This window comes from Corynebacterium sp. HMSC06C06 (assembly GCF_001807295.1).
GTDB classification, from domain to species: Bacteria; Actinomycetota; Actinomycetes; order Mycobacteriales; family Mycobacteriaceae; genus Corynebacterium; species Corynebacterium striatum.
In genome coordinates, this window is sequence record NZ_KV788505.1 from 75,518 (window position 1) to 90,326 (window position 14,809).

General features: G+C 59.6%; 18 protein-coding genes. 3 read left to right on the top strand and 15 right to left on the bottom strand.

Annotated features, from left to right (window positions below; all coding sequences use genetic code 11):
- The first annotated feature begins 49 nt into the window (after positions 1 to 49).
- Positions 50 to 490, top strand: coding sequence for a DUF2631 domain-containing protein (locus tag HMPREF3153_RS09000; RefSeq protein ID WP_070420617.1), 441 nt, complete (start codon positions 50 to 52; stop codon positions 488 to 490).
- Positions 491 to 601: 111 nt separating this feature from the next.
- Here HMPREF3153_RS09000 and rlmN read toward each other — a convergent pair whose 3' ends face one another.
- A complete protein-coding gene (rlmN, locus tag HMPREF3153_RS09005) occupies positions 602 to 1,708 on the bottom strand; it encodes a dual-specificity RNA methyltransferase RlmN (protein WP_046645405.1) in 1,107 nt (368 codons plus the stop codon).
- A 94-nt stretch (positions 1,709 to 1,802) separates the two neighbouring features.
- On the opposite strand from rlmN, the gene HMPREF3153_RS09010 reads away from it, so the two are divergent.
- Positions 1,803 to 2,192 (top strand): LapA family protein, encoded by a 390-nt coding sequence (locus HMPREF3153_RS09010; protein ID WP_046645286.1) that lies wholly within the window; start codon positions 1,803 to 1,805, stop codon positions 2,190 to 2,192.
- A 79-nt stretch (positions 2,193 to 2,271) separates the two neighbouring features.
- Here HMPREF3153_RS09010 and HMPREF3153_RS09015 read toward each other — a convergent pair whose 3' ends face one another.
- The 5 genes from HMPREF3153_RS09015 to rpsB all read right to left on the bottom strand — a co-directional run bounded on the left by HMPREF3153_RS09015 (position 2,272) and on the right by rpsB (position 6,549).
- Complete coding sequence (locus HMPREF3153_RS09015; protein WP_181814987.1) at positions 2,272 to 3,153, bottom strand: phosphatidate cytidylyltransferase; 882 nt, start codon at positions 3,151 to 3,153, stop codon at positions 2,272 to 2,274.
- An 83-nt stretch (positions 3,154 to 3,236) separates the two neighbouring features.
- A complete protein-coding gene (gene frr, locus HMPREF3153_RS09020; RefSeq protein ID WP_005528913.1) occupies positions 3,237 to 3,794 on the bottom strand; it encodes a ribosome recycling factor in 558 nt (185 codons plus the stop codon).
- Between the two features lie 102 nt (positions 3,795 to 3,896).
- Positions 3,897 to 4,637: a UMP kinase gene (gene pyrH / locus HMPREF3153_RS09025; protein ID WP_049063482.1), complete on the bottom strand. Its 741-nt coding sequence runs from the start codon at positions 4,635 to 4,637 to the stop codon at positions 3,897 to 3,899.
- 140 nt (positions 4,638 to 4,777) lie between these two features.
- On the bottom strand, positions 4,778 to 5,590 hold the full coding sequence (gene tsf / locus HMPREF3153_RS09030) for a translation elongation factor Ts (protein ID WP_046645285.1): 813 nt from the start codon (positions 5,588 to 5,590) through the stop codon (positions 4,778 to 4,780).
- A gap of 152 nt (positions 5,591 to 5,742) precedes the next feature.
- Positions 5,743 to 6,549 (bottom strand): 30S ribosomal protein S2, encoded by an 807-nt coding sequence (rpsB, locus tag HMPREF3153_RS09035; protein WP_046645284.1) that lies wholly within the window; start codon positions 6,547 to 6,549, stop codon positions 5,743 to 5,745.
- A gap of 382 nt (positions 6,550 to 6,931) precedes the next feature.
- On the opposite strand from rpsB, the gene HMPREF3153_RS09040 reads away from it, so the two are divergent.
- Complete coding sequence (locus HMPREF3153_RS09040) at positions 6,932 to 7,459, top strand: M23 family metallopeptidase (RefSeq protein WP_046645283.1); 528 nt, start codon at positions 6,932 to 6,934, stop codon at positions 7,457 to 7,459.
- Here HMPREF3153_RS09040 and HMPREF3153_RS09045 read toward each other — a convergent pair.
- From HMPREF3153_RS09045 to rplS, 9 genes are all read right to left on the bottom strand, one after another.
- Positions 7,422 to 8,321 (bottom strand): tyrosine recombinase XerC, encoded by a 900-nt coding sequence (locus HMPREF3153_RS09045; protein WP_070420618.1) that lies wholly within the window; start codon positions 8,319 to 8,321, stop codon positions 7,422 to 7,424. The genes HMPREF3153_RS09040 and HMPREF3153_RS09045 overlap by 38 nt on opposite strands.
- A 22-nt stretch (positions 8,322 to 8,343) precedes the next feature.
- On the bottom strand, positions 8,344 to 9,522 hold the full coding sequence (gene dprA / locus HMPREF3153_RS09050; RefSeq protein ID WP_005528904.1) for a DNA-processing protein DprA: 1,179 nt from the start codon (positions 9,520 to 9,522) through the stop codon (positions 8,344 to 8,346).
- Complete coding sequence (locus HMPREF3153_RS09055; protein WP_070420619.1) at positions 9,519 to 11,039, bottom strand: YifB family Mg chelatase-like AAA ATPase; 1,521 nt, start codon at positions 11,037 to 11,039, stop codon at positions 9,519 to 9,521. The genes dprA and HMPREF3153_RS09055 overlap by 4 nt, the downstream gene beginning before the upstream one ends.
- The gene (locus HMPREF3153_RS09060) at positions 11,026 to 11,394 is read right to left on the bottom strand and encodes a YraN family protein (RefSeq protein ID WP_070420620.1); all 369 of its coding nucleotides are present in this window, start codon (positions 11,392 to 11,394) and stop codon (positions 11,026 to 11,028) included. Before HMPREF3153_RS09060 ends, HMPREF3153_RS09055 begins: the two co-directional genes overlap by 14 nt.
- A gap of 196 nt (positions 11,395 to 11,590) precedes the next feature.
- Positions 11,591 to 11,896: a DUF2469 domain-containing protein gene (locus HMPREF3153_RS09065; protein ID WP_005528899.1), complete on the bottom strand. Its 306-nt coding sequence runs from the start codon at positions 11,894 to 11,896 to the stop codon at positions 11,591 to 11,593.
- A gap of 63 nt (positions 11,897 to 11,959) precedes the next feature.
- Positions 11,960 to 12,601, bottom strand: a complete 642-nt coding sequence (locus HMPREF3153_RS09070) for a ribonuclease HII (protein WP_049063497.1) — start codon at positions 12,599 to 12,601, stop codon at positions 11,960 to 11,962.
- Positions 12,588 to 13,280, bottom strand: a complete 693-nt coding sequence (lepB, locus tag HMPREF3153_RS09075; protein ID WP_141740934.1) for a signal peptidase I — start codon at positions 13,278 to 13,280, stop codon at positions 12,588 to 12,590. The genes HMPREF3153_RS09070 and lepB (HMPREF3153_RS09075) overlap by 14 nt, the downstream gene beginning before the upstream one ends.
- Before the next feature lie 70 nt (positions 13,281 to 13,350).
- Positions 13,351 to 14,046: a signal peptidase I gene (gene lepB, locus HMPREF3153_RS09080; protein WP_046645404.1), complete on the bottom strand. Its 696-nt coding sequence runs from the start codon at positions 14,044 to 14,046 to the stop codon at positions 13,351 to 13,353.
- A gap of 321 nt (positions 14,047 to 14,367) precedes the next feature.
- Positions 14,368 to 14,712, bottom strand: coding sequence for a 50S ribosomal protein L19 (gene rplS / locus HMPREF3153_RS09085; protein ID WP_005528888.1), 345 nt, complete (start codon positions 14,710 to 14,712; stop codon positions 14,368 to 14,370).
- Positions 14,713 to 14,809: the final 97 nt, after the last annotated feature.

A 14,809-nucleotide genomic window follows, 5' to 3' on the forward strand; every position in this document is an offset into this window, starting at 1 on the left:
ATTTCATGCGCGCGCGCAGAGTGCGCCATGTACACGCAAAGGAGAGCAAGTGTCTTCCCACAAGCCGGCACCGCAGGTTTTCGACGGCGTTTCCACTGAGGACGTCCCGTCCGCAGGTTTTGGTTGGTCCCGCATCAGCCGCTCTGGCGTTCAGATCGCCGGCTGGATTTCCGTGATCTTCCTGGTTGCTTACAACTTCGGTAACCACAAGGGACACGTTGAGACCGTGTGGCTCGCTGCACTGGCTATCGTCATTGCTCTCGGCTTGGTGCTCTTCGCACTTCGCCCGAATCTCTCCCAGGTTCGCACTGTTACCGCTCGCAACCAGCCTGTTGGCCACGTTGAGCCGGACTGGGTATACGACCAGAAGACGGTTTCCGGCGCCTACGCTGAGCTTAACGACGGCGAGCTGCGTGCCCTGAACATCGAGCCTTCCCGCGTTTCCCACCTGCGCGTCGAGCGCGGCACCGCGCGTAAGGCTGTTCGCTAAGTCTTAGGACCACAAAGCCCCCTTGTCCTTTGGGACGAGGGGGCTTTGTTTTGTGTTTGAGGGGCGGGAACATGCGCTGGGACGGCTAGGCGCGCGCTAGTGCCTGAATGCTTAGGCAGACTCGCGTTCGTCGGCAGCCAGCTGGCCACAGGCGGCGGCAATCTCGTCGCCCTTGGTGTCGCGAACGGTGCACGGCACGCCTTGAGCAATGACGCGGCGGACGAACTCGTCCTGGCGAGCCTTTGGCGCGGCGTCCCACTCGGAACCCGGCGTAGGGTTCAGCGGAATGACATTCACGTGGACCTTGGAGCCAAGCGCGCGGTGCAGCTTCTGGCCGAGCATGTCTGCGCGGAAGTCCTGATCGTTCTTGTCACGGATAAGCGCGTACTCAATGGAGACGCGGCGGCCGGACTTGTCGGCGTAGTAGCGGGCAGCATCCAGCACCTCCTCTACCGGCCAGCGGTTGTTGACTGGCACGAGCGAGTCACGGAGTTCGTCGTCCGGGGTGTGCAACGATACTGCCAGGGTGCAGGACAGGTCTTCGTCGGCAAGCTTGCGAATTGCTGGTGCCAAGCCAACAGTAGACACAGTGACGTTGCGCTGGGAAAGGCCGAAGCCTTCCAGGTCTTGGCCGGTAATCTGGCGCACTGCGTGCACAACGCGCTTGTAGTTAGCCAGCGGTTCACCCATGCCCATGAATACGACGTTGGTCAAGCGGCCGCCCTCGTCCTCCATGAGCTTGGCAGCGAGGCGGAACTGCTCGACGATCTCAGCTGTGGAGAGGTTGCGATCAAGGCCACCCTGGCCGGTGGCACAGAACGGGCATGCCATACCGCAGCCGGCCTGGGAGGAAATGCACAGCGTGGCGCGGCCCGGGTACCGCATGAGCACCGACTCCAGCATGGTGCCGTCGTGCAGGCGCCACAGCGACTTCGTAGTCTCCCCGTCGTCAGTGGAGGTCTGACGGATGGGTTCCATAAGAGTTGGGAAAAGCCGTTCCTGCAATTCGGCACGCTTATTCGCTGGGATGTCAGTCATCTCTTCGACGTCTGCGGTGCGGTGTACGTAGTAGTGCTTGGCTAGTTGGTTGGCACGGAACTTGGGCAGGCCAAGTTCGGCGAGCGCAGCGATGCGCTCGTCCTGAGTCAGATCCGCAAAATGCTTCGGCGGCAAACCGCGCCGAGGGGCGGAGAAATTAAGTTTCAAAGGTTCAGCCATGGTTCCGCCCATTTTTCCACGTTTTCAGCACTTTTACCCAATTGAGACCGGCCTAAAGTGGCGTAACCGACAGCCCACAGGATTAAATGGTTATATGACAAATCAAGAATTTCCCGCCAATGAGCCCACCGCCGCTGCCGAGCACACCAGTGATTACGTGACGGAGACTGCCCCGGCAACGCACTCTGAGGTTGAGACTACGTATTCCTCGAGTAAAGACGCCAAGGTCAAGGGCTCCTTTGCAGCCAGCACCTGGGTTGCGCTGATCGTGGGATTCCTGCTGCTCATCGTGCTCATTGTGTTTATCCTGCAGAATCAGCAGAAGGTGCCGATGAACTTCCTCAACTGGTCCGGTGAATTCCCTGCTGGCATTGCATACCTCATCTTTGCTATTGCAGGCGCGCTCATCATGGCCCTCGTCGGCATGTGGCGCATGTTCGAGCTGCGCCGCCAGGTACGCAAGCAAGCCAAGCAACACCGCTAAAACAACGAATCTCCCTGCCCTCAAGCTTCTTCGCTTGTGCGGTAGGGAGAATATTTGTTTTTGGGCTTCGGGGTGAATTCTAAAAACCGTGGAAGTTTGCAAGGAAGTTCACAGCCACCCACGTCACCATGGCTGAGGGAAGCATTCCGTCCAAGCGGTCCATGAGTCCACCATGACCGGGCAGAATTTGGGACATATCTTTGATGCCAAGCTCGCGCTTGAACTGGGACTCCACCAAGTCGCCGAGCGTTGCGCAGAAGACAAGGCCCAAGCCCATGATTGCGCCTACCCAGGCGTCATGATGCAGAAGGAGCTTGACGCTGAGTGCGCCTGTTATGACGCCGAAGATGACGGAGCCGAGGAAGCCCTCCCAGGACTTCTTGGGGCTGACTGCAGGCGCCATCGGGTGCGCGCCAAACATCACACCTGCCACATAGCCGCCGGTATCGGAAGCCACCACGCACAGCATGAACGCGACAATCGACGCCGCGCCTGACGCAAACGGAGTCTCCACGCGAGACAGCATCGCCGCAAACGTGGCGAAGAGCGGAATCCAGGTCAATACGAACAGCCCCACGGACATGTCGCGCAGATAGTTGATTGGCGGGCGATGGCGTCCGTTGTGGAACAGCCTCCCGAACATCAAAGCCAACACAGCCACGACGTAGACCGCCACGAGGCCAGGGGCGCCGAGCGGCCACGAAATCCATACCATGGCTTGGCCAAGGATGATAAGCAGGGTGCGCGGAATGAAGAAAGAGTGCTCGCGCAGGCGCGTGAGGACCTCCCACATAGCCACTGCCACAGCTCCCGCCACGACGAGGTACCACGCGAAGGGTCCTAGCCACACAGCAAGGACTACGAGCGCACCGAGGCCCACTCCCACGCCCACTGCTGCGGGCAGGTTGCGGCCGGCGCCGTTCTTGGGCTTGGGCAGACGACGATTCGACTCGCTAGTCACGCGCGCTCCTTCCACAGGAAGATGGGATACTCACAAAAAAGCGCCGCCGAGCTGATAGCGCCCGGCGGCCAGGTTCGAGGTGCTTAGACCTCCATCAGCTCGTTTTCCTTGTTGGCAACGAGCTTGTCCACCTGGTCGATGTAACCAGCGGTGGTCTTTTCCATTTCCTTTTCGGCTGCAACGACTTCGTCCTCGCCGGCGTCGCCGTCCTTCTGCAGCTTCTTCAACTGGTCCATGGCCTTGCGGCGAATGTTGCGGATAGCAATCTTTCCGTCTTCGCCCTTGCCCTTGGCCTGCTTCACGAGGTCGCGGCGACGCTCTTCGGTCAGCTGTGGAATGGTGACGCGCAAAACCTGACCGTCGTTGGTCGGGTTAACGCCGAGATCCGAGTTACGGATTGCGTTCTCGATCTCGTGGATCATGGACTGCTCGTAAGGCTTGATGAGCATCATGCGTGGTTCTGGAACCGAGATGGTTGCCATCTGCGTAATCGGGGTCGGCGCACCGTAGTACTCGGCAACAAGGCCATTGAACATTGCTGGGTTTGCGCGACCGGTACGGATGGTGATCAGCTGCTCGCGGGTGTGCTCCACCGAAGCGGTCATGTGCTCTTCTGCTTCGAGCTGGATCTCGTCGATCATTGGGCTATAACTCCCTTTTCGAATATAAAGTAACTGGAAAAGAATCTAGCAGGTAAAGGCGCCCTCTGTGGGAGGACGTGACCTTAATTCCTATTGGAATTCCTATTGCGATTTTACGAGGGTGCCGATCTGCTCACCGTTGACGGCGCGCTTGATATTACCTTCGGTCAGAAGGTTGAACACCAAAATCGGCATATCGTTGTCCATACACAGGCTGAACGCGGTAGCATCTGCGACCTTAAGGCCCTTTTCGATGACCTCTCGTGGGGTGATCTCGGAGTAAAGCTCCGCATCTGGGTTGGTGCGTGGGTCGTCGGAGTAGACGCCGTCGACAGCCTTGGCAAGGAAGAGCACCTCTGCCCCGATCTCGAGGGCACGCTGTGCCGCCGTGGTGTCCGTGGAGAAGTAAGGCATACCCATGCCTGCGCCGAAGATGACCACGCGGCCCTTCTCCAGGTGGCGGTCTGCACGCAGCGGCAGGTATGGCTCCGCAATTTGTGCCATGTTGATGGAGGTCTGGACGCGGCAGTCGACACCCTGCTGCTTGAGGAAGTCCTGTAGCGCAAGGGAGTTCATGACCGTGCCAAGCATGCCCATGTAATCCGAACGTGCGCGGTCCATGCCGCGCTGGGACAGTTCTGCACCACGGAAGAAGTTTCCGCCACCGATAACCACGGCAACCTCAGTGCCCTGCTTGGCAATGTCGGCGATCTGCTGAGCAACGTTCTCCACGACGTCAGGGTCGATGCCGACCTTGCCACCTCCGAACATTTCACCGCCCAGCTTCAGCATCACACGCTTGTATCCGGTTCGCTTGGTGTCAGGGTTAGTCACGGCCTTCATCGTCTCCTTAATGCGGCTGTTTTTAAGTCCGTTCCATCTTACCCACACATGTTCGCTGGCTCATATTTCGTGCTCAAGCAAGCAAAAAGCCCTGCTGCAAACAAGTGCAGCAGGGCTCAAGCGTGAAAGCCGATTAAAGCTTAGGCGCCAACCTCGTAACGGACGAAGCCCTTGATGGTGGTGCCAGCTTCCTTGGCAACCTGCTCAACGGTCTTCTTGGAGTCAGACAGAGCAGCCTGCTCGAGAAGAACGACGGACTTGAAGAAGCCGTTCAGGCGACCTTCGACGATCTTCGGCAGAGCAGCCTCCGGCTTGCCCTCCTCGCGGGTGGTAGCTTCAGCGATCTCGCGCTCCTTCTCAACGACCTCAGCAGGAACGTCCTCGCGGGTGAGGTACTCAGCGTTCATAGCTGCGATCTGCAGAGCAACAGCGTGTGCGCCCTCTGCGTCACCCTCGTAGGAAACGAGAACGCCAACTGCCGGCGGCAGGTCAGCGGAACGCTGGTGCAGGTAGACAGCGACGTTGTCGCCCTCGACGGTGACTGCACGGCGTGCCTGCAGCTTCTCGCCGGTCTTTGCGGACTCTTCGTCGACGATCTCGGAGACCTTCTTGCCGTCGATTTCGAGGTTGTTCAGCTCCTCGCCGGAGTTGACCTTAGCCTCGCCAGCAGCCTCAGCGATCTTGGTAGCGAAAGCCTTGAATGCCTCGTTCTTTGCAACGAAGTCGGTCTCACAGTTGATTTCGACCATGGTGTTGCCGGAAACAGCAACCAGGCCCTCGGTAGCCTCGCGCTCAGCGCGCTTGGAAACGTTCTTTGCACCCTTGATGCGCAGGAACTCTACGGCCTTGTCGTAGTCACCGTTGGACTCGTCGAGTGCCTTCTTGCAATCAAGCATGCCGGAGCCGGTTGCCTCGCGCAGTGCCTTAACGTCTGCAGCAGTGTAGTTCGCCATAGTTGGGGCGATCCTCCTTGGTTTCAAACAGTATTCGATGGAACAGAGTACTCGACGCAGTAATTTTGCGCCGCCCTTGGGGGTGAGTTTGTGCAGAAGAGTAAACCCCCGCGGCCGTGATCCAACGGTAGCGGGGGCGGACTCTAGAATTTTTACTCTGCGGACTCAGCAGATGCTGGGTCGGAAGCAGCAGCAGCCTCAGCTGCATCGCGAGCATCCTTCTCAGCGGAGTCGCCGGCAGCTTCCTTAGCTGCAGCCAGCTGACGCTCCTCGCGAGCCTTCTTGCCTTCCTCAACTGCGGTGGCGATGATGCCGGAGAGCAGCTTGGTGGCACGGATTGCGTCGTCGTTGCCCGGGATCGGGAAGTCGACCTCATCCGGATCGCAGTTGGTGTCGAGGATTGCGACAACCGGGATGTTCAGCTTGTGAGCTTCCTTGACTGCGATGTGCTCCTTGTTGGTGTCAACGATCCACAGTGCGGACGGAGCCTTGGACATCTCAGAGATGCCGCCGAGGACGCGCTCGAGCTTGGTGCGCTCGCGGGTGAGCATGAGGATTTCCTTCTTGGTGCGGCCCTTGTAGCCGTCCTCAGCTGCGTCCATTGCCTGAAGCTCCTTCATGCGCTTCAGACGCTTGGAAACGGTCTGGAAGTTGGTGAGCATGCCGCCCAACCAACGGTGGTTGACGTAAGGCATTCCAACGCGGGTTGCTTCCTCAGCAACTGCTTCCTGAGCCTGCTTCTTGGTGCCGACGAAAAGGATGGTGCCGCCGTGTGCAACGGTCTCCTTGACGAACTCGAAAGCCTCATCGATGTAGGTCAGGGTCTGCTGCAGGTCGATGATGTAGATGCCGTTACGGTCGGTGAAGATGAAACGCTTCATCTTCGGGTTCCAACGACGGGTCTGGTGGCCGAAGTGCACACCAGCGTCGAGGAGCTCGCGCATGGTTACAACTGCCATGATTCGCTCGCTTTCTATAGCTGATTTAGGTTTTGCATGAAAAATGTGCGGTGTTTTATTCCGCACCCTAGCAACGAAGGCACCGGTCAACACCCCAATTTCTTGGGGACCACGTCGACACGACGCTGTCTCTTCCTTAACCCAGGAAGCGACGACTCCGCCGCGCGTAGTCAATGCGCCTGGCAAGCCGGACACACTGCTGGGCCAAATTCTAGCCACACCCAGGGAAGAAATCCAAAACGACGTGCGAATTCCACAGTTTTAGCGTGACATCTCCCCTACAATCGCCACATCTTCATCACTATTATCTCGCGTCGCACTTTATCCACAGCGAGATTTCTCGTTCTTCCAACACTGCAAGCGGCGCCTCCATACTGCCATCATGAAAATGTTTCGCTTGCCCAAAGTCCCGCTCATTGCTGTCATTCTCACGCTCTGGTGCGTTGCCCTATCCGCCATGCCAGTAGCCTTCGCCTACGTCGACCCCACCACTGGCAGTCCAGCCCCCAGCCGGGTTCTGGAGGGATTTGATCCACCGAAGGAGAAATGGAGCGCCGGTCACCGAGGTGTGGATTTGGATCTACCCATAGGCGGCGAGGTACTGGCCGCAGGCGAAGGCACGGTTTATTTCGTGGGCAAGGTGGCCGGCAAACCGGTGGTCTCGATCGCCCATGCGGATGGTGTGCGGACGACGTATCAACCGGTATTCGCGCACGTCAACAAGGGCGATCACGTACGCGAGGGCCAAGTCATTGGGAGGCTAGCCCCGCCTGTTGACGGTAAGCCGGGTTTGCATTGGGGCGCGCTTATCGACGGTGTGGAAAAGACCTACATCGATCCGCTTTCGCTTCTCGACGCCCCGGTCATCCGGCTCAAGCCCGTGGATGGGCGCGGGAGTAGACGTCCTTGAGCCGCTTCGCTGATACGTGGGTGTAGACCTGTGTGGTCTGCAGAGAGGAGTGCCCCAGCAGCTCCTGGACCACCCTCAAATCCGCACCACCTTCAAGCAGATGCGTTGCGGCAGTATGGCGCAGCCCGTGCGGGGTAAGGCCAGTAGCGCCGGTGATCTGCGCAGCCTTTTCTACCACGCGGCGGACCTGCCGCTGGTCGATACGCGCGCCGCGAGTGCCGACAAACACCGCATCAGTGTCGCCGGCTAGTTGTAGGCGTCCTTTTTCAATCCAGGTCGCAAGCGCATTAGACGCCGCGTCGCCAAAGGGTACGACGCGCTGCTTGTTTCCCTTACCCGTGACCAGTGCGGTCCGGCGGTGCAGATCAAGGTCACCGACATCAAGGCCCACCAGTTCCGCAACACGCATGCCGGTGGCATAGAGGAGCTCGAGCATAGCGCTGTCACGTAGGAAATGAACCTCGTCGTGCGAGGCAGCGTTGCCTACAAGCTCACCAGCCTCGGTTGCAGCAAGAACCTTGGGAAGATGTTTGCCCACCTTCGGGCTAACGAGTCGCGCTGCCACATCAGCCTGCAGGTGGCCTTCGCGCACCGCCCAGGCGGAGAACGCTCGGGCGGCAGCAGTTCGGCGCGCGAGGGTAGCTCGCGACTTGCCCTGTGCAACCGCTTCGCCTAACCAGGCGCGCAGAGCATTAAGGTCAAAGCTTGCGAAGTCCGGTACACTACGCGCGAGATCACGCAGGTCCGAGCGGTAGCCCTTGACCGTTGCCGCAGAGCGCCCACGGACTAACAACTGGTGTTCGGCAAAATCCTCGATTGCCTCGGTCAGTTGCCCCGTGGGCTCCTCTACTCGCTTACTCATGTCACAGCAGTGTACTCCAGCATCACTCGCTGCGTCTCCAACGCTTTCCCTCGCGCACCACGAGGCCAAGCTTCTGCAAAGCCACCAACAGGTGCACCGTCAGCGCCACACGCATTCCTGCCTCCGCCGCGATGTCTTCTGCGCTCACGCCTTCCTCGTCCAAAGGCGGAGTCGAGTCATAAACCTTGAGCTCATTCCGGGAAAGCTGCTGCACTTTGTCAGGAGCGAAGTCGAGCTCATACTGCCCAGCAGCGTCCACGCCTCCCACAGTTCCAAGTAATCCGCGGATTTCATCGACCGAGGTGACCAGTTGCGCGCGCTGATCCTGAATCCGCATGTGGCAACCCAACGACCCCGAAGTCGTAACCGGGCCGGGGACAGCCATGGCCACACGGCCCATCGACTCCGCCCAGTTCAACGTGTTCAAGGCCCCAGAACGGAAGGCCGCCTCCACCACCACAGTGCCTGCAGAAAGCGCCGCAACTAAGCGGTTGCGCGTCAAGAAGCGATGCCGCTGCGGTGTAGTGCCCAGCGCGAATTCAGAGATGAGGCAACCGCTGCGCGTTATCTGATCAAAGAGTTTGCCGTTACGTGCGGGATAGGCCCGGTCGATGCCGCATGGCGCCACGGCCACGGTGAGCCCGTTGTGCTCCAGCGTCGCCTCGTGGATAGCCGTGTCTACTCCCAGCGCGCCGCCCGACACCGTAGTCCACTGATGGCGCGCCAATCCCGTTGCCAGCATGCGCGAGACCTCCCAGCCATAGCGGCTTATAGCCCGCGTTCCCACCAGCGCAACGGACTGAGCCACCGTCTGGCGCACATTGGCTCCGCGCACCCACAACGCATGAGGTGGGAAAGCCTGACTATCGAATGTAGACGGCGCATCGGAGAACCCCTGATGATAGAAACCAAAGGCCCGAGTGAATTCCTCCTCCGGCCACTCCGCGTCCTCCGGGGTGATAAGGCGTGCTCCTACGACTTCTGCCGTGGCAATGTCCTCTTCTTGCCGCAGCCAATCCCGCCTCCCGGCAGTTTCAGTCTTCAACGGTCCAATCCAGTCGGCCGCGTTGTAGATTCCGTGCGCAATCTCCTCTGCTGGGTACTGCGAAAGCAATCCGTGCAACGTGCGGGATGGGCCCTCCACCACACGGTTGAGATAAACCCAGGTGTGCAGAGGTGTCGATAAGTTCAGCTCGCTCATGCCGCCAGCCTTTCCAATACACCGACGCCGCGCAGCTCGAGCGCTCTGCCCACGTGGTCGATGTCCGGTTGCGGGCTTGCGTCCAGATCCGCCAGGGTCCATGCCAAGCGCAGCACGCGGTCCACACCGCGCTGGCTCAACTCCCCGTCTGCCAAATACGCTGCAAGCATCGCCATGGCAGTTTCCGTAGCTGGGCGGTGTCGCCGCAGATAGGAGGCTGGAACAGCACCGTTATTGAACACCGGCAGCTCGTCTTCACGCCAGCGGGCAGCTGCCCGCTGGCGCGCCTGCGCCACCCGCTGCGCAATCGTGGCGGAGTCTTCTTCACCTTCCGCGCTCAGGGTTGCGGCTTGGCCCGAAACGTTGACCACCATATCGAGGCGATCCCGCAATGGCCCAGAGAGATTGCTCAGATAGTTGCGTCTGTCCGACGACCGGCACGTGCACTTCGAAGCATCCTCCGCAGCACACCTGCAGGGGTTCGCCGCCAGCACTAGCTGGAAGCGCGCCGGGAACGTAATCTCCCTGCGCGCACGAGAAATCCGGACGTGCCCCTCTTCCAGCGGCGCACGCAGGCCATCGAGCACTCGTGCAGAGACCTCACTCGCCTCGTCGAGGAACAACACTCCGTGATGCGCCAGGCTCACGGCACCAGGACGGGGATTGCCCGAACCGCCACCCAGCAAGGCCGCACGCGTTACCGAAGAATGCGGCGCGATAAACGGCGCGCGCAAGACGACCGCGCCGGGTGTTCCCGCGAGCGAATGGATGGCTGTCGCCTCCACACACTGATCAGTGCTCAACGCCGGCAAGATAGACGGCAGCCGCGCCGCAATCATCGACTTGCCCGAGCCAGGTGGGCCCACCAACATCAGGTGATGGCCACCGGCCGCAGCGACTTCGGCTGCCCACTTGGCCTCCCGTTGCCCGGCGATGTCGCAGTAGTCGGGAGCGTCGCCAAGCGTATGCGCAGGGGCATCTACCGCTCGAGCACTCGGCAGATCGCGCCCACCACAGGCCCATGCAAAAGCATCGGTCAGCGTGGCCGCGACCACCACATCCATATCGGGCACCAGCGTAGCTTCAGCCGCGTTACCTGGCGGGATCACCAGCGTCTCGAAACCTTGTGAGCGCGCCGCCAACAAGGCTGGGATGATTCCAGAGACCGGGCGCACGCTGCCGTCCAGCCCCAACTCCCCCAACACCAACGCACGCTCCAGGCGCTCCGAGGGCGGCATCTGCGCCGCCAGAATCGCCAAGGCCATGGGCAAATCGAAGTGCGCACCCGACTTCGGTAACGCTGCAGGCGACATCGAAACCACCACGCGCGTTTTTGCCCACGGCAGCCGCGAGTTAACCACCGCGGTGCGAATGCGGTCACGCGACTCCGAAATGGCCGTATCCGCCAGGCCCACCACCTGCACGCCGGGCAGCCCGGTCCCCACGTTGGCCTCCACCGTGACCACGTGCGCAATCACGCCCTCCAAAGCCGTGGTCATGCATCTACCGAGCGCCATCTTCGACCCCCTCGTAGTGCGTGACCTCGAACTCAGCGCCCTGATCCACCAGCGCCAACACGTCGAAGCGCACATAGCACCGCGGCTTTCCGTCAAGCCACCGCAACGCCGCCTTGCGCATGCGCGCCAACTTGCACGCAGTCACCGCCTCGGCCACCCCGTAAGCATCCGACGCCCGGGTCTTGACCTCGACAAAGACGTACGTGTCATCCTCCCGCACGATGAGGTCGATTTCCCCCACGGCGTAGTTGACGTTCGCTGCGATAATTTCCGCACCGCGCTGGCGATAGAACAAAGCCGCATAAGCCTCGCCCCGCTTGCCCAGCGAGTGCCGTTTATTCATCTTGCTGTACATTTTCTCTCCCCCGAATCCGGTCCATGCAGCACACCTGCACACGCAAGTTCAGCCGAGAGAAGACAGGACGCGCCAGCCCCAAACGCGCACAGCGCCCCTTTTGTGGATAACTCATCGCGATGGATGAAGAAATCCCACATGGGGCGCGGCTTTAGGGCGAATTTCTGGCGGAGGTGTTGCCGCTCCGCGGAGGCTTCTACTCCGGCAGGACGAAGTCTGGCTTGTCCAGTTCTTCGATGTTGACGTCCTTGTAGGTGATCACGCGAACGTAGCGCACGAATCGCGCGGAACGGTACATGTCCCATACCCAGGCATCGGACATGCGTACTTCGTAGTAGACGTCAGGACCCGAAGTATGCGGAATAAGCTCCACTGCATTGGCGAGGTAGAAACGACGCTCGGTCTCCACCACGTAGGAGAACTGGCTGACGACGTCCCGATATTCACGGTAGAGGGAGAGTTCTACTTCTGCCTCGTAGTTGTCGAGTTCCTCTGCGCTCACTAGCTTTCCTCCAATGTCAGGGTCAACGTGAATCAGCTTAACGCGGAAACTTCGTAATCAGATTCAGGCGCGCGCGAGAAATTCCGCATGAGCGTTCGCCACGTTGGCATAACCCATCCGGTGCTCTGGGGTTGCGCCTAATTTCACAATCGCAGCCTGATGCGCCGCGGTGCCGTATCCCTTGTGTCCCGCCAATCCATAGCCTGGGTAGGCCACGTCGAGTACATCCATGATGTGGTCACGGGAGACTTTGGCCAGCACGCTCGCCGCGGCAATGCAGCGCGCTGCCGCATCACCACCAATAATCGGCAGCTGGGGTGCAGGCATGCCGGGAACTTTCAGGGCGTCGCTAAGCACGTAATGCGGGCGAACATCAAGCCGCGCTACCGCCCGCCGCATCCCTGAAACGTTGGCGTGCTGGATGCCGCGCTTGTCGATGTCCCGGGCGTCAATATGCACCACGGACCAGGCCACAGCCTTGTCCTTGATAATGGGAAAGAGTCTTTCGCGCGTGGCCGGGCTGAGCTTTTTGGAGTCCGTCAGCTTGTCGAGCTCCGGGATGATTTTGTCCGGGAGGATGCAGGCGGCAATAGTAATCGGCCCGCAGCAGGCTCCGCGCCCTGCCTCATCAACGCCGGCGACAGGACCCAAACCTGCCTTGCTCAGCGCCACCTCGTAGGTGCGTTGTTGTTTAAGACGCCGCATTTTGAATGTCAGGGTCATCGACCAGGTGAGCACGCGGAATAGGAAGAACAACGGCTTCTACCTTGCCACGGACGTTGTCCACGGGGATGGTACCCTGCAGATGATCGCCCAAATGCGCACGCGAGTCGAGCGAGTTAGTGCGATTGTCTCCCATGACCCAAATGTTGCCTTCCGGGACGGTCACGGGACCAAAGTAAGCACCGCCGCAAGCATCCGAGCCTACGGCTTCATCGACGGGCATTTCGGCGGGTGTTTTCACGTAGGACTGGTCGATGGGTAAACCATCGACCATGACGGCGGGATCCCCTGCTTCGCAGGACACCGTCTGGCCTTCTGTGGCTATGACGCGTTTGACCAAAATATTCTCACCGTTGGGCAGCAAGCCGATTGCGGCGCCTGCATTTTCCAGTCCGCGCACTAACACGTTGTCGGAGCGCTGAACCTGGAAAGAGGCGTTCCAGGAATCCTCACCGGCAAAGACCACGACATCGCCAGGGCGTGGATCGGAGAAGTAGTAGCTGAGCTTTTGGACCACAATGCGGTCATTCTTACACCCCGCACAGCCATGCAACGTGGGCTCCATGGAGGCCGAAGGAATGAGATACATCCGGCCCACGAAAGTCTGCATTAGAGCCAAGAACACAAACACGGCCACGACCGTAGGCAGCAAATCGCGCATACGGACGCGCTCTTCCTCCGCCCGCCGCGGCTTTGCAGCACGAATGCGGGGACTGTTAGCCCCAGACCCCCTAGGCTTGGATGTCTGGGTCATCGATCCCACCGATGCGGCTAAACGGGAACAGCACAAACATGACCTTGCCGCGAACATTTTCTACGGGAATCGTGCCATGGTACCGATCTTGCATGTGGTAGCGGGAATCCGCGGAGGCAGTGCGGTTGTCACCCATGACCCAAATGTTGCCTTCTGGAACGGTGATTGGGCCAAAGTATGCGCCACCGCATGCCTCGGAACCGGTGGTTTTATCCACAGGGTAGGTTGGCGGATCCATGACATAGTCCTGCTTGATGGGCTTACCGTCAACCATGACTGCTGGATCACCTTCCTGGCAGGAAACAGTCTGGCCACCAGTAGCAATGACACGCTTGACCAGAGTGTTCTCATCTGGCGGGGTCAAAGACACATAGCTAAGTGCGTCCTGGATTGCGTGGATCACGCTATTGTTCGAGCGCGGCGACACGTAGTTACGGTTCCAGTCTTCGGTGCCCTCAAAGACCACGACGTCGCCAGGCTCTGGGCCCTTGTCGCCGTAGTAAGAAATCTTCTCGGTGAAGATGCGGTCATTGGTGCAGCCATCGCAGCCGTGGAGGGTTGGTTCCATAGAACCAGAAGGAATGACATATTGGCGGCCAATGAAGGTCTGTACCAAACCGACGACCGCAAGCACACACACGATAACGAGGAGCGTTTCCAGAATCCAGGGCATCTCTTTCTTCTCGCCCTTGTCAGAGTCTTTCTCCACCGGCGTGACCTTCTCGGCAGCGACCCGGCGGCCAGTGACTTCTTCATTTGCACCGGAGTTACCTGGCACAGCAGAATTATCACTGTTTTGATTTTCGAATTCCTTCTCGTTACTCACGCGCTAAATCCTAGCAACAAAACCTCTCAACTCCCGCACCACACCGAGCACCAAGCTGCTGTTCCCATCCAACTCTTATCAGCGGATTCCTTGCAATCGCAGCGAGAGGATATAAAAATAAGGCCTCCCCTTTCGCCGAAGCGAAGGAGGAGGCCTGAACGCCTAAAATTAGCGGCGCTCCTTGATGCGAGCCTTCTTGCCGCGCAGGTCGCGCAGGTAGTACAGCTTTGCACGGCGGACGCGGCCGCGGCGTACAACCTGGATGGACTCGATGTTCGGGGAGTGAACCGGGAAGGTACGCTCAACGCCGATACCGAAGGAGACCTTACGGACGGTGAAGGTCTCACGGATGCCAGCGCCCTGACGGCGGATGCAAACGCCCTTAAAGAGCTGAACACGCTGGGTCTTACCCTCGATGACCTTGACGTTTACGTCGAGGGTATCGCCTGGGCGGAAGTCTGGGACATCGTCGCGCAGCTGTGCTGCATCTACCTTATCAATGAGGTTAGCCATTGTTTTTCCTTTTCAGTTTAAGACAGAGGACCCTAGCGCCCCTTCAACCTTGAAGAAGCTGACCGGTTCGTGCCTGTTACATAGAACAAGAGGATTC

Excerpts from the sequence above, each read along its gene's own strand:
- dprA (WP_005528904.1), bottom strand. The coding sequence starts at position 9,522 with ATGAGCGAGCTGAACTTATCGACACCTCTGCACACCTGGGTTTATCTC.
- HMPREF3153_RS09045 (WP_070420618.1), bottom strand. The coding sequence starts at position 8,321 with ATGAGTAAGCGAGTAGAGGAGCCCACGGGGCAACTGACCGAGGCAATC.
- lepB (WP_141740934.1), bottom strand. The coding sequence starts at position 13,280 with ATGCGCGATTTGCTGCCTACGGTCGTGGCCGTGTTTGTGTTCTTGGCT.
- tsf (WP_046645285.1), bottom strand. The coding sequence starts at position 5,590 with ATGGCGAACTACACTGCTGCAGACGTTAAGGCACTGCGCGAGGCAACC.
- frr (WP_005528913.1), bottom strand. The coding sequence starts at position 3,794 with ATGATCGACGAGATCCAGCTCGAAGCAGAAGAGCACATGACCGCTTCG.
- rpsB (WP_046645284.1), bottom strand. The coding sequence starts at position 6,549 with ATGGCAGTTGTAACCATGCGCGAGCTCCTCGACGCTGGTGTGCACTTC.
- HMPREF3153_RS09055 (WP_070420619.1), bottom strand. The coding sequence starts at position 11,039 with ATGGCGCTCGGTAGATGCATGACCACGGCTTTGGAGGGCGTGATTGCG.
- rlmN (WP_046645405.1), bottom strand. The coding sequence starts at position 1,708 with ATGGCTGAACCTTTGAAACTTAATTTCTCCGCCCCTCGGCGCGGTTTG.
- HMPREF3153_RS09040 (WP_046645283.1), top strand. The coding sequence starts at position 6,932 with ATGAAAATGTTTCGCTTGCCCAAAGTCCCGCTCATTGCTGTCATTCTC.
- HMPREF3153_RS09060 (WP_070420620.1), bottom strand. The coding sequence starts at position 11,394 with ATGTACAGCAAGATGAATAAACGGCACTCGCTGGGCAAGCGGGGCGAG.
- rplS (WP_005528888.1), bottom strand. The coding sequence starts at position 14,712 with ATGGCTAACCTCATTGATAAGGTAGATGCAGCACAGCTGCGCGACGAT.
- pyrH (WP_049063482.1), bottom strand. The coding sequence starts at position 4,637 with ATGAAGGCCGTGACTAACCCTGACACCAAGCGAACCGGATACAAGCGT.
- lepB (WP_046645404.1), bottom strand. The coding sequence starts at position 14,046 with ATGCCCTGGATTCTGGAAACGCTCCTCGTTATCGTGTGTGTGCTTGCG.
- HMPREF3153_RS09010 (WP_046645286.1), top strand. The coding sequence starts at position 1,803 with ATGACAAATCAAGAATTTCCCGCCAATGAGCCCACCGCCGCTGCCGAG.
- HMPREF3153_RS09070 (WP_049063497.1), bottom strand. The coding sequence starts at position 12,601 with ATGCGGCGTCTTAAACAACAACGCACCTACGAGGTGGCGCTGAGCAAG.